The 12361-nt window shown below is 72.0% G+C and carries 12 protein-coding genes; 4 read left to right on the forward strand and 8 right to left on the reverse strand.

The features are described from left to right. Positions 1–282: 282 nt before the first annotated feature. Both SZN_RS30840 and dacB read right to left on the reverse strand, forming a co-directional pair. Positions 283–1407, reverse strand: a complete 1125-nt coding sequence (locus SZN_RS30840; protein ID WP_043734045.1) for a zinc-dependent metalloprotease — start codon at positions 1405–1407, stop codon at positions 283–285. An 82-nt stretch (positions 1408–1489) separates the two neighbouring features. After that, complete coding sequence (gene dacB / locus SZN_RS30845) at positions 1490–3100, reverse strand: D-alanyl-D-alanine carboxypeptidase/D-alanyl-D-alanine endopeptidase (RefSeq protein ID WP_106432737.1); 1611 nt, start codon at positions 3098–3100, stop codon at positions 1490–1492. A 79-nt stretch (positions 3101–3179) separates the two neighbouring features. Here dacB and SZN_RS30850 point away from each other — a divergent pair, with 79 nt between their 5' ends. Beyond that, positions 3180–3674, forward strand: a complete 495-nt coding sequence (locus SZN_RS30850) for an inorganic diphosphatase (protein ID WP_007502741.1) — start codon at positions 3180–3182, stop codon at positions 3672–3674. 114 nt (positions 3675–3788) lie between these two features. Continuing rightward, positions 3789–5417: a threonine/serine exporter family protein gene (locus SZN_RS30855; RefSeq protein WP_007502743.1), complete on the forward strand. Its 1629-nt coding sequence runs from the start codon at positions 3789–3791 to the stop codon at positions 5415–5417. 154 nt (positions 5418–5571) lie between these two features. Here the strand turns inward: SZN_RS30855 and SZN_RS30860 are convergent, their stop codons facing one another. Beyond that, complete coding sequence (locus SZN_RS30860) at positions 5572–6543, reverse strand: DedA family protein (RefSeq protein WP_007502745.1); 972 nt, start codon at positions 6541–6543, stop codon at positions 5572–5574. 136 nt (positions 6544–6679) lie between these two features. Between SZN_RS30860 and SZN_RS30865 the strand changes: the two genes are divergently transcribed. Then, complete coding sequence (locus tag SZN_RS30865; protein WP_007502747.1) at positions 6680–7045, forward strand: YbjQ family protein; 366 nt, start codon at positions 6680–6682, stop codon at positions 7043–7045. 387 nt (positions 7046–7432) lie between these two features. Next, positions 7433–8860: a glutamate decarboxylase gene (gene gad, locus SZN_RS30870; RefSeq protein ID WP_043734048.1), complete on the forward strand. Its 1428-nt coding sequence runs from the start codon at positions 7433–7435 to the stop codon at positions 8858–8860. A 203-nt stretch (positions 8861–9063) separates the two neighbouring features. Here the strand turns inward: gad and SZN_RS30875 are convergent, their stop codons facing one another. From SZN_RS30875 to SZN_RS42895, 5 genes are all read right to left on the reverse strand, one after another. Then, a complete protein-coding gene (locus SZN_RS30875; protein WP_007502749.1) occupies positions 9064–10209 on the reverse strand; it encodes a methyltransferase domain-containing protein in 1146 nt (381 codons plus the stop codon). Positions 10210–10227: 18 nt separating this feature from the next. Further along, on the reverse strand, positions 10228–11094 hold the full coding sequence (locus SZN_RS30880) for a radical SAM/SPASM domain-containing protein (protein ID WP_007502750.1): 867 nt from the start codon (positions 11092–11094) through the stop codon (positions 10228–10230). Positions 11095–11270: 176 nt separating this feature from the next. Next, positions 11271–11756, reverse strand: coding sequence for a hypothetical protein (locus SZN_RS37785; protein WP_007502751.1), 486 nt, complete (start codon positions 11754–11756; stop codon positions 11271–11273). Further along, positions 11753–12022: a DUF7848 domain-containing protein gene (locus SZN_RS30890; RefSeq protein ID WP_007502752.1), complete on the reverse strand. Its 270-nt coding sequence runs from the start codon at positions 12020–12022 to the stop codon at positions 11753–11755. The genes SZN_RS37785 and SZN_RS30890 overlap by 4 nt, the downstream gene beginning before the upstream one ends. Continuing rightward, a complete protein-coding gene (locus SZN_RS42895) occupies positions 12019–12276 on the reverse strand; it encodes a hypothetical protein (protein ID WP_078509029.1) in 258 nt (85 codons plus the stop codon). Before SZN_RS42895 ends, SZN_RS30890 begins: the two co-directional genes overlap by 4 nt. Between the last annotated feature and the right edge of the window lie 85 nt (positions 12277–12361).

Consider the following 12361-nt stretch of genomic DNA (forward strand, 5'->3'; position numbering starts at 1 on the left):
CGGTGAGGATGTCGTGGAGGACGCGGCGGACCGCCAGGCGTATCGCCGCGACCGCTGGATGGGGACCCATGTCCGGTTCCCTTCATGAAGTTGTCGGGGGGTGAACCCGAGCTCGGTCACTCAGAGTGTGTAGATGGTGACAGAACCGGGAGGTTCCCCGAGCATCGCACGCCTACCCCTCGCTCACGGTCCCTCGGACGGGTGATTGGAGGGGCGTTCGTGTGCCGCAGGCCGGATTTCGGTTCACGGCGTTCGGAGGGGTTGCACGACGAGGCGCGTGTTTCACGAATCCGCCGTGCGGTGCACCCGCGCGACCCAGTCCGCCGGTTTGGCGATCTCCGACTTGGTCGGGAGGGTGTTCGGAGAGGTCCACACGCGGTTGAAGCCGTCCATGCCGACCTGGTCGACGACGGCCCGTACGAAGCGCTCGCCGTCGCGGTACTGCCGGAGCTTGGCGTCGAGCCCGAGCAGTTTGCGCAGCGCGGTGTCCAGGCGGGAGGCGCCCTTGGCGCGGCGCTGCTGGAACTTCTCGCGGATCTCGGCGACGGTCGGGACGACCTGGGGGCCGACGCCGTCCATCACGAAGTCGGCGTGGCCCTCCAGGAGGGACATCACGGCGGTGAGGCGGCCGAGGATCTCGCGCTGGCCGGGGGTCTGCACGAGTTCGACGAAGGAGCGCCCGCCGTCGTCCTCCTCGGTGTCGGGCCGGCTGCCGCTCAGGGACTGGGCCGCTTCGCGGATGCGCTCCAGGACGGTCATGGGGTCGACGTCGGTCTCCGCCAGGAAAGACTGGATCTCGCCCTCCAGGTGGTCGCGCAGCCAGGGGACGGCGCTGAACTGGGTGCGGTGGGTCTCCTCGTGCAGACAGACCCAGAGGCGGAAGTCGTGGGGCTGGACGTCGAGTTCGCGTTCGACGTGGACGATGTTCGGCGCGACGAGCAGGAGCCGGCCGCCGCCCTGGCCGCCGGCGGGCAGGTCGCGGGTGGCGGGGGCGAAGGTCTCGTACTGGCCGAGGACGCGGGAGCCGAGGAAGGACAGCAGCATGCCCAGTTCGACGCCGGTGACCTTGCCGCCGACCGCGCCGAGGACGGCCCCGCCGGTGCCGGGGCCGCGGCGGTCCTGCATCTTGTCGAGGAGCGGCTTGAGGAGTTCCCGGAACCCGGCGACGTTGGCCCGGATCCAGCCGGGCCGGTCGACGACGAGGACGGGGGTGTCGTGGGTCTCCTCCGTGCCCAGCCGGGTGAAGCCCCGGACGTGCTCCTCCGAGGCCCTGGCGTGTCGGCGCAGCTCGGCGACGACGGCGCGGGCCTCGTCGCGGCTCACCTCGGGACCCGGCCGTACGAGGCGGGTCGCGGTCGCCACCGCGAGATTCCAGTCGACCATCTCGGCACCACCGATACGCGTCATGCGTCAACCGTACGTGAGCGTCCGCGCCGGGGGCAGGCCGTGGCGGCGGTGGGGGGCCGGTCCGGGCGTTCGGGGGGCGTGCTCAGGTGCAGCCGCACGACGCCAGCGCGGTCGCGGCCCGGTCCAGGGCCGACTGGGCCGCGCCCGGGTCGGTGGTGCCGGAGGCCAGGAAGGCGAAGGCCAGGAGCCGGCCGTCCCGGTCCACGACGGTGCCGGCGAGGGCGTTGACCCCGGTCAGGGTGCCGGTCTTGGCGCGTACGACACCGGCCGCGCCGTCGGCGTAGCGGCCGCTGAGAGTGCCGGTGAAGCCCGCGACCGGCAGGCCGGTGAGCGTGGCGCGCAGCCGGGGCCCGGAGGGGTCGGCGGCCTTGGCGAGCAGGCCGGTGAGCAGGTCCGCGGTGAGCCTGTCGTCGCGGTCGAGGCCGCTGCCGTCCCTGAACGCGGCGCCGGAGACGGGGAGTCCGAGCCTGCGGAGCCGGTCCTTGATCGCCTTTCCGGCGCCGTCGAAGTCGGGGCGGCGGTCGCTCGCGAGGGCGGTCTGGCGGGCCAGTGCCTCGGCGATGTCGTTGTCGCTGTTGGTGAGCATCCGCTCGACGAGGGCGGACAGCGGGGGCGAGGTGACCTCGGCGAGGTCCGCGGCGCGGGCGGTGGCCTTGGAGGGGCCCGGTGACGTGGTCCTGACGCCGCGTTCGGCGAGGAAGGAGGCGAAGGCGGCGGCGGCCTCGCGGGCCGGGTCCACGGCGCGGGCGGCGGGGCCGCGGGTGGAGTCGTCGGTGCGGGCCTCGTCGGCCATGAGGGCGGTGACGGGGGCGAGGTTCTCGTTGGGGCCGATGGGGTGCAGTGCGGGACCGGCGTAGAGCGTGGTGTCGTACGAGAGGGTGACGTCGCGCAGGTCGCGCTTCTTCAGCGCGCGGGCCGTGCCGTCGGCGAGGTCGCGCAGGCTCGCCCAGCCCTCGGCGTCCTTGCGGGCGGTGAGGGTGGGGTCGCCGCCGCCGACGAGGACGACTTCCCGGGTGCCGGGTTCCAGGGCGGTGCGGGTGGTGAGGCGGTGGCCGGGGCCGAGGGCGTCGAGGACGGCGGCGGCGGTGGCGATCTTCGTGGTGGAGGCGGGGACGAGGGCCCGGCCCGAGCCGTCGCCGTACAGGCGCTCGCCGGTGGCCACGTCGACGACGGCCGCCGAGCGGCGGCCGAGCGCGGGGTCGTCGAGGAGCGGGCCCAGGAGGGTGGCCAGACGGGCGCTGTCGGGTGCGGTGTCCACGGCGCGGGTGCCGCCGCCGAGGCCGGCGAGGACGGAGGCGGCGCTGGGCGCGGGGCGGGGTCCGCCGGCCGTGCCGGGGGCGTCGTGATCTGCGCCACCCGTGGCCCCCGGGGCGGCTGCGCGGTCCCGCTCGGCCGTACGCTGACCGGTGGCGTCCCAGGGGCCGGCCGCGGTCACCACGCCCGCGGCCAGCACCAGTCCGGCGGTGGCCGCACCCGCGGTGTACTGCCAGGTCTTCGGTGCCGTGATCCGCGCGGCCCGCGGGGCGACGGCGCGTGCGAGCCGTGCGATCCGCGGCCTCGCGGCCGTCGCGGCGCGGGCGAGCCGGGGTCGTACGGCGTGTACGGCCCGTGCCAGACGCGGTCGTACGGCGTCGGCGACCCGCTTCACCCGCGGTCTCGCGGCTCGCCAAGGCCCCAGCTCTGGCACGACCACCAGCCCCTTTCGCGATCACACACCTGCGTGAGGGACACTTAACCACCAGAACTATGTGTTGATCATGGAGGAGCCACCGGTGGAGTTCGACGTCACGATCGAGATTCCGAAGGGTTCGCGGAACAAGTACGAGGTGGACCACGAGACCGGTCGGATCCGCCTGGACCGTCGACTCTTCACCTCGACCGCCTACCCGACCGACTACGGCTTCGTCGAGAACACCCTCGGCGAGGACGGCGACCCGCTGGACGCGCTGGTCATCCTGGACGAGCCGACGTTCCCGGGCTGCCTGATCAAGTGCCGTGCGATCGGGATGTTCCGGATGACGGACGAGGCCGGCGGCGACGACAAGCTGCTGTGCGTCCCGGCGACGGACCCGCGCCAGGAGCACCTGCGCGACATCCACCACGTCTCGGAGTTCGACCGCCTGGAGATCCAGCACTTCTTCGAGGTCTACAAGGACCTGGAGCCCGGCAAGTCCGTCGAGGGCGCCGACTGGGTGGGCCGTACCGAGGCCGAGGCCGAGATCGAGCGGTCCTACAAGCGCTTCGAGGACCAGGGCGGCCACCACTGAGGCCGAACCCTTCACGCCTTCGAAACGGGCCGTACGCGGGTGCGTGCGGCCCGTTCGCGTGTCTGTGCGCATACTGAGGGCGCCAGGAGGTGTCGTTCAAGGAGTGCTGCGCACGTGACGGACGCGGAGGACCGCAAACCGCACACGGACGAGGCGAGGATGGCGTTCACGCCGCCCGCGGGCGTGGAGGTGGCCGACAGCGAGTCGGAGACCACGTCCGAGTTCGCCCTCCCCAGAGGACTGGGCGCGCCCCCGCCGGCGCAGGAGCCGGAGGGCTCGGCGTTCACCGTGCCGGGCAGCTACGTCGCCGGGGACTCGCCGCTCGCCTACACCCCGCCGAACGGCCTGCCGCGGGTGAGCCTGACCAAGGACGCGCCGTGGCAGGACCGGATGCGCACGATGCTGCGGATGCCGGTGACCGAGCGGCCGGCGCCGGAGAAGGTGCCGAAGGCGGAGGAGGAGGGTCCGGCCGTCCCGCGCGTGCTGGACCTGACGCTGCGTATCGGTGAGCTGCTGCTGGCGGGCGGCGAGGGCGCCGAGGACGTGGAGGCCGCGATGTTCGCGGTGTGCCGGTCCTACGGGCTGGACCGCTGCGAGCCGAACGTCACCTTCACGCTGCTGTCGATCTCGTACCAGCCCTCGCTGGTGGACGATCCGCTGTCGGCGGCGCGCACGGTGCGCCGCCGCGGCACGGACTACACCCGGCTGGCCGCCGTCTACCAGCTCGTGGACGACCTCAGCGACGCGGAGACCCACATCTCGCTGGAGGAGGCCTACCGCAGGCTCGCGGAGATCCGGCGCAACCGGCACCCGTACCCGACGTGGGTGCTGACCCTGGCGAGCGGCCTGCTCGCGGGGGCGGCCTCGGTGCTGGTGGGCGGCGGGCTGCTGGTGTTCGTGGCGGCGGCCGTCGGCGCGATGCTCGGCGACCGGCTGGCGTGGCTGTGCGCGGGGCGGGGGCTGCCGGAGTTCTACCAGTTCACGGTGGCGGCGATGCCGCCGGCCGCGATAGGGGTCGCGCTGACGCTGTCGCAGGTCGAGGTGAAGGCGTCCGCGGTCATCACCGGTGGGCTGTTCGCGCTGCTGCCGGGGCGGGCCCTGGTGGCGGGCGTGCAGGACGGGCTGACGGGCTTCTACATCACCGCCTCCGCGCGGCTGCTGGAGGTCATGTACTTCTTCGTCGGCATCGTGGCCGGGGTGCTGGTGGTCCTGTACTTCGGGGTCAACCTGGGCGCCAAGCTCAATCCGGACGCGGCGCTCAGCATCTCCGAGCGGCCCTACTGGCAGATCGCCGCGTCGATGCTGCTGTCGCTGACCTTCGCGGTGCTGCTCCAGCAGGAGCGCTCCACCGTGCTCGCCGTGACCCTCAACGGGGGTGTGGCGTGGTCGGTGTACGGCGCGATGTACTACGCCGGCGATCTGTCGCCGGTGGCCTCGACGGCCGTCGCGGCGGGACTGGTGGGCCTGTTCGGGCAGTTGATGGCCCGTTACCGGTTCGCGTCGGCGCTGCCCTACACGACGGCCGCGATCGGTCCGCTGCTGCCGGGTTCCGCGACCTACTTCGGGCTGCTGTCGATCGCGCAGAACGAGGTGGACGCGGGGCTGGTGTCGCTGGCGACGGCCGCCTCGCTCGCCATGGCCATCGCGATCGGGGTGAACCTCGGGTCGGAGATCTCGCGGCTGTTCCTGCGGATCGGGTCGCTGGAGAAGCGGCGCGCCGCCAAGCGGACCCGGGGCTTCTGACGCGGGACGCCCCGGGCCTGTGCCGCCTGAGCCGCCCGTGGCGCCCGTGGCGCCCGTGGGGCTTCGGACGCGGGACGCCGGACGCCGGACGCCCACCGGACCCGGGCGTGCCGGGCGGTGGGCGTCGTCGTCTCTGCGGGGTGTCCGCGGCGGGTCAGTAGCCCTGGCCCGGCGGGTACTGCTGGTTCTGCCCGCCGTTGCCCTGGTGGTAGGGCTGGGCGTACGGCTGCTGCTGGGGCTGCTGCTGCGGCTGGGGCTGCTGGTGGCCGTAGTAGCGGTCGTCGTAGCCGTACTGCTGGCCGCCGCCCTGCCGGCCGCCGCCCTGCTGCCCGTATCCGTTGCCGTACTGCTGCTGGTCGGGGTGGCCGTACTGCTGGCCGCCCTGGTTGCCGTAGGGCTGCTGCCGGGGCTGCTGGTCGGAGGGGATGCGGCGCAGCCGGGTCGTGGCGTCGTCCATCTGCTGGTGCTGCTGGGGGTGCTGCGCGGCGGGCGCCTCGGCCGCGGCGCGCTTGTTCTTGGCGCGCTCGCGCAGGAACTCGATGACGAGCGGCACCACGGAGAGCACGACGATCAGGATCAGGATCGACTCGACGTTCTTCTTGATGAAGCCGATCTGGCCGAGCCAGTAGCCCGCGACGGTGACGCCGGTGCCCCAGGCGATGCCGCCGATGATGTTGTACGTCAGGAAGGTGCGGTACTTCATACGGCCCGCGCCCGCCACGATGGGCGCGAAGGTCCGCACGATCGGCACGAACCGGGCGAGGACGATCGCCTTCGGACCGAACCGCTCCATGAACTCGTGGGCCTTCTCCAGGTTCTCCTGCTTGAAGAGTTTGGAGTTGGGGCGGCTGAAGAGCTTCGGGCCGAAGTACTTGCCGATCATGTAGCCGACCTGGTCGCCGATGACGGCCGCCAGGACGATGAGCGCGCACACCAGCCACAGCGGCTGGCTGATGTAGGTCCCCTCCGCCACGAAGAGACCCGCCGTGAACAGCAGGGAGTCTCCGGGCAGGAACGCGAAGAGACCGGACTCGGCGAAGACGATCAGCAGAATGCCGGGAAGGCTGAAAGTCTGGATCAGGTAGTCCGGACTGAGCCACTGGGGGCCGAGCGCAAGCATGGTCACGGGAATGTGGCTCCTGCGGGGAAGGGGCGGGGTTGCGGCGACGGGCGGATCGAGATCACCGACGCCACACCGGCTGCCCGGGTTCCATTGACGGGTTCAGGATGCACCGTCCCGCCGCTGGGACAAAGCTGGGGGCATGGGCATCGAAGAGTACGGCGGCGGGCAGGGTCCCCGCCCCGACGTTCTGGTCGTCACGACGAACGACGTTCCCGGCCACCGGGTGACGGAGGTCATCGGTGAGGTCTTCGGTCTGACCGTGCGCTCACGGCACGTCGGCAGCCAGATCGGCGCCGGGCTGAAGTCACTGGTGGGCGGTGAGCTCAAGGGGCTCACCAAGACCCTGGTGGAGACCCGCAACCAGGCCATGGAGCGACTGGTGGAGCAGGCACGCGCGCGGGGCGCCAACGGCGTCCTGGCCTTCCGCTTCGACGTCACGGAGGCGGCCGACGTGGGCACCGAGGTGTGCGCGTACGGCACCGCGGTGGTGCTGGCCCGGGAGTGAGCCCCGCGGGCCCCTCCCGGGCGGGCCGGGCCGGGCCTGGGTTCCGGGGGGGCCGTCACGCGCTGTGCCGCGCGGCGTTCGCGAGGATCGCGTCCCGCAGGTGCACCGCGGGCCCGGGGCGGATCGCGTCGCAGGTCGCCGTGGAGCGGGCGCCGGCGATCGCGTCGCAGGTCGCCGTGGAGCGGGCGCCGGCGATCGCGTCGCAGGTCGCCGTGGAGCGGGCACCGGACGACGTCCGTCTCCCCCGGTGCGCACCGTCACTCCGGCGAACCCTGCGGCCCGTCCCACGGAGTGGCCCACGGCCGCTCCTTCCCGCTGGCGCCTCCGCGGTGCGCCCTCCCGTCGCGTGAGGTGCAAGCCCGGCGGGCCGGGCCTACCGTCGATTACATGCCACTGCATCGCGGGAACAGCGAATCGCCGGACGCCGGGGACGGTGGGCGCAGGATCGCCGTCAACCCCTTCTACGGGGAGGCGAACCCTGCCGTACGCATGACCGAGGCGCCGCCCAAGCACCGGCTCCCGGACGCGCCCCTGTCGCCGTCGACGGCGTACCAGGTGGTGCACGACGAGCTGATGCTGGACGGCAACTCGCGGCTCAATCTGGCCACTTTCGTGACCACCTGGATGGAGCCGCAGGCGGGTCAGCTGATGGCGGAGTGCCGGGACAAGAACATGATCGACAAGGACGAGTACCCGCGCACGGCGGAGCTGGAGCGGCGCTGCGTGGCGATCCTCGCCGACCTGTGGAACGCGCCGGACCCGTCGGCGGCCGTGGGCTGCTCCACCACCGGCTCCAGCGAGGCGTGCATGCTGGCCGGGATGGCCCTCAAGCGCCGCTGGAGCAGCCGCAACGCCGACCGGTACCCGTCCCCGGACACCCGTCCCAACCTGGTCATGGGCGTCAACGTCCAGGTCTGCTGGGAGAAGTTCTGCACCTTCTGGGAGGTGGAGGCGCGGCTGGTCCCGATGGAGGGCGAGCGCTTCCATCTCGACCCGCAGGCGGCCGTCGAGCTGTGCGACGAGAACACCATCGGCGTCGTCGGCGTCCTCGGCTCCACATTCGACGGCTCCTACGAGCCCGTCGCGGACCTGTGCGCCGCGCTGGACGCCCTGCGGGAGCGCACCGGCCTGGACATCCCGGTGCACGTCGACGGGGCCTCCGGGGCGATGGTGGCGCCCTTCCTGGACGAGGACCTGGTGTGGGACTTCCGGCTGCCGCGGGTCGCCTCGATCAACACCTCGGGGCACAAGTACGGGCTCGTCTACCCGGGGGTCGGCTGGGCGCTGTGGCGGGACGAGGAGGCGCTGCCCGAGGAGCTGGTGTTCCGGGTGAACTACCTGGGCGGCGACATGCCGACCTTCGCGCTGAACTTCTCGCGGCCGGGCGCGCAGGTCGTGGCCCAGTACTACTCGTTCCTGCGGCTGGGCCGGGACGGCTACCGGGCGGTGCAGCAGGCCGCGCGGGACGTGGCCGGGAAGGTCGCCGAGGAGGTGGCGAAGCTCGGCGACTTCCGGCTGCTCACCCGCGGCGACCAGCTGCCGGTGCTCGCCTTCACGACGGCTCCCGAGGTGACGGCGTACGACGTGTTCGACGTCTCCCGGCGGCTGCGCGAGCGGGGCTGGCTGGTCCCGGCGTACACCTTCCCGCCGCACCGCGAGGATCTGTCGGTGCTGCGGGTGGTGTGCCGCAACGGCTTCTCCGAGGACCTCGCCGCGCTGTTCGCGGACGATCTGCGCGGGGTGCTGCCGGAGCTGCGCCGACAGCCGCACCCGCAGACCCGGGACAAGGCGGCGGCCACCGGCTTCCATCACTGACGCGGTGCCCGCCGCCCGGTGCCGGCCCTCTCGCCGCACCGGCCGAAGACCCGAGTACGTCCGGTACGCGGGCTTCCGGCGTGCCACGGGGGCGGCACACGGACGGGGCGGGGGTGGCATCCTCACCGCCTCGGGGGCAGCGGTGTCGGATCGGGTGCCGGGGACCGGCACGCGGACTGTCAGGGGCGTCCGCAGTGCCGGAGCTATCGCGCCCCCATGGACGCGCGCCACCGCCCACGGGACAGATGACACACCCCATCGGGCGTGAGGCGGACGCGCGCACCGAGCAACGGCAAGGAGCCTTCCGCGTTCTGCCGGTTGCGGATGCGTTCCAGGGCGTCCCACAGACGCTGCGGGCCGCTCTGGTGCACTTCCGGCGGGTCGGTCCACTCGGCGGACGCGCGTGCCCATGATCCGTCCGGGTGCACCAGGTACGCGGTACGGGTCCGGTCGTGGGTCTCGTAGTCGAGTTCGACTCCGGGCGTGGTCACTTCCAGCATGGAACGCAACTCCCACGCGTTCGCCACGTCCACCACGGGATAGCGACCGGTGCCGGTCCGTTCCCCGTCCGCTTCGCGGGCGAGGGCGAACAACTCGGAGAGGGCGGGCGGGTAGTCGTCGCCGGACCGGGTGAGCATGAAGCCCGCCATGTCCCGCTCTACCCGCCCCACCACGTCCCCGTGCTGGTTCTTCCACCCGGTGACGATCAGTGATGTACGCGCGAGGGTCGTAGCGACCCGTCCGCCCGGCACGAGCGCGGCAAGCACGGCCCGCAGCTTCGGACCGGGCGTGAGGGCCACTGTGGACACGATGCGCTCGTACGAGCCGGGGACCTGCTCGGTGGCGTCCGCTGCGATCATCTTCGGGTGGTAGCCCATGCCCGCGAGCCGGTCCCGCGCTGCACCGACCAGGTACGGGTCCACGTCCAGACTCGTCACGTGCGCGTCCCCGAGTCGGTGACAGGCGTACGCGGTGAGCCCGCCGGCTCCGGTGCCCAGGTCCAGCAGAGACAGCCCGTCCCCGAGTCTCCCGTGCCGCAGCATCCGCACCACCAGGCTCGGCATGGTGGCGGATGACGTGGGCAGTCCCTCGGGCTGGTCTCCGGGCTCGGCATCATCGGCGTGCAGCGTGCCAACCCTGGTGATCAGCGACCGGTCCGCGTACGCGGCTTCCCTCCACGCGTCCGGCTCGCTCGCACCGTCGCGCAGTACCCACCGGCCCGAGTCGCCCACGTCCCACCAGCGCGGGACCAACTCGTGACGGGCGACGCGTGCCACGGGGGCGAGCCACCGTGAATCGGGGTCGGTCACCTGGTCCGCGAGGGTGTTCGCCTTGCTCTCCCAATCCATGCTGCCGAGCCTTCCAGGTCAGTACGCGGGGTCACACGCTTCGGTGTTCGCGGGGTCACAGTCGTTGGAGTCCGCCGGGGTACAGCCAAAGGCGCGAGGGGCGGGGACGCTCGCCGAGAGCTCCGCCCACGCTGTCCCGTGGAACAGCTCGGCGAGCGGGGTTTCCCGGACGTTGCCCGCCGGGAAGTCGCGCGACAGCACACACCCGGCCAGGTCCCCGTTCGGGAGGATGGCAGCGCGTCCGCGGGTGCACCGACCGCACATCTCATCCAGTGTCGGTTCCGCACCAGGCAGAGCGGCACGGCCCACGGCACGCACCCGGTCCGTGTTGATGTGCTTCACGCCCATGGATTCCAGCTCGGCGCGTGCTTCGGCAACGCGCTGCCCCGGCAGGATGTCCACGATTCCGGCGCGGACCGCGACCCCCCGGTTGATGGCTTCGCGGATGTGGCACCGGGTGCGGACGTAGCTGCCCTCGCGACCGGTGATCTTGTCGTGTTCGGCGGGGTCGTCGCTGTAGTAGCTCGTCCCGAGGGTCACGCCCTCGCGGGTGAACACGTCCCACCAATCGGGGGCAACGTGAAACAGGTTGCTGTAAATCTCCACGTGCAGCCCCAGCGAGAGCCCGAGTTTCGTGAACTCCCGCCAGTACGGGTGAACGGTCGGCTCACCACCGATGAGCTGAATGGTCCGGATGCCGAGCGCGGCAGCGTCCGTGATGACCGCGCGCCAGTCCGCGGGCGTCATCGTGCCGTGGCTCGCTCGCGGGCCGGACTCGGACAGGCAGTGCGTGCAGGTGAGCTGACACTTGCCCGTGATCTCCAGCTCAAGAGAGCGGATACCGGCGAGCGGGGATGCGGCGGGCGGTTCAAGGACAGTGGTCATGGTGCAACTTCCTTCCGATTGGTGGGAGTTCGGGACCTGCTGGGGCCGGTCGGCTGCCAGGCCGTCACGCACGACAGCCGACCGGGGTTGAGCCCCGCCCCCTGCCACAGAGCGAGTCACGGCCCCGTGCCCTCCTGGTCCGGGTCCTATGTGGCGAGGGCGGGAGTATCAGCGCGCTACGCCCACGGGTCCGCGGCGAGGGCGTACAAGCGGTGCGGCATCGCGCCGATTCGGCGGGGTATCGGCTCGGGCGACACCTGGTCGGAGCCGTCGGCGGGCAGCCGTACCGGCCAGACGGACAGGGTGTACGTGCAGTCCGCATCCGGGACGTCGACGAACAGCGGATGCCCGCCCTTGATGTGCTCGCGTGCCGCGCGCTGCTCGTCCGGATCGGTTGCCCACACGCGGAGTTCGGCGGGGCAGTCCGGCATGGGCACGGTCGCCGCGCGCATGGTCGGCTGAACCCATGCCGAACGCCGCGGGTCGGGGTCGAGCCGGTCCGCGATACGCAATGCCTCACCACGGAGCCACCGGAGCACCAGCACGGGCGAAATGCTCTGAGCGGTGCCCAGGACGTACTGCACGGTCTCGCCCGTGCCGTACACCGGTCCTTCCGCGCGTACCTCTGCCCAGTAGCCCGCCGGCTCCGGTCCGCCGTTCATGACGGGCCTCCCCGCCACATGACCCACGGGCGTTCGATCACTTCGGCGTAACCGGTGTGCTCGGGGTGCTCGCGCATGTGGTCGAACGCCCACGTCTGCGGCTCGGTCGGGTCCTCGCTCGGCGGTGATTTCGCGGGGCACTCGCTGTCGTCCTCGGTGAGCGTGAGGCACCGGAACGCGTAGGTCAGCGGCGGGGCGTCGTCGTCTTGATCGGGCCGCAACGTCCAGTCGGCAAACGCGAACGTGCGGCGGGTCGTACTGGTCACAGTCGCTCACCCCGGCTCCGTGCGTTCGCGCGGGCGGTCTCCGCGCTCAGTCGCTCTGCCGGGTCAGCCGGTCGCACGTGCTCGGGGCTCGCCTCCCACTCCACCCCTCCACCGATGGGCCGCAGCGACCAGTACGGCCCAGCGACTCCGCGGAATTCCCCAACGCGGTTGCGGCTGGTGTCCACCAGGAACGCGCCGGTCTCCGGAACATGTGCGGTCTCCGGCGCGTCTGTGGGAACGTTCTGTGCCGCCATCGTCGCTCCTCTCCGTAGTGGTGTCACTACCAGGGCGGCCTAGCGTGACCTATAGTCGGGCAGTCTTCAACTTGCGTGACTTGAA

The sequence above is a fragment of the Streptomyces zinciresistens K42 genome, assembly GCF_000225525.1.
GTDB classification, from domain to species: Bacteria; Actinomycetota; Actinomycetes; order Streptomycetales; family Streptomycetaceae; genus Streptomyces; species Streptomyces zinciresistens.

What these genes read in the sequence shown, in the direction of transcription:
- SZN_RS30840 (WP_043734045.1), bottom strand. Translation starts at nt 1,407, where the DNA reads ATGACGCGTATCGGTGGTGCCGAGATGGTCGACTGGAATCTCGCGGTG.
- SZN_RS30865 (WP_007502747.1), top strand. Translation starts at nt 6,680, where the DNA reads ATGGGCATCGAAGAGTACGGCGGCGGGCAGGGTCCCCGCCCCGACGTT.
- gad (WP_043734048.1), top strand. Translation starts at nt 7,433, where the DNA reads ATGCCACTGCATCGCGGGAACAGCGAATCGCCGGACGCCGGGGACGGT.
- SZN_RS30875 (WP_007502749.1), bottom strand. Translation starts at nt 10,209, where the DNA reads ATGGATTGGGAGAGCAAGGCGAACACCCTCGCGGACCAGGTGACCGAC.
- SZN_RS30880 (WP_007502750.1), bottom strand. Translation starts at nt 11,094, where the DNA reads ATGACCACTGTCCTTGAACCGCCCGCCGCATCCCCGCTCGCCGGTATC.
- SZN_RS37785 (WP_007502751.1), bottom strand. Translation starts at nt 11,756, where the DNA reads ATGAACGGCGGACCGGAGCCGGCGGGCTACTGGGCAGAGGTACGCGCG.
- SZN_RS42895 (WP_078509029.1), bottom strand. Translation starts at nt 12,276, where the DNA reads ATGGCGGCACAGAACGTTCCCACAGACGCGCCGGAGACCGCACATGTT.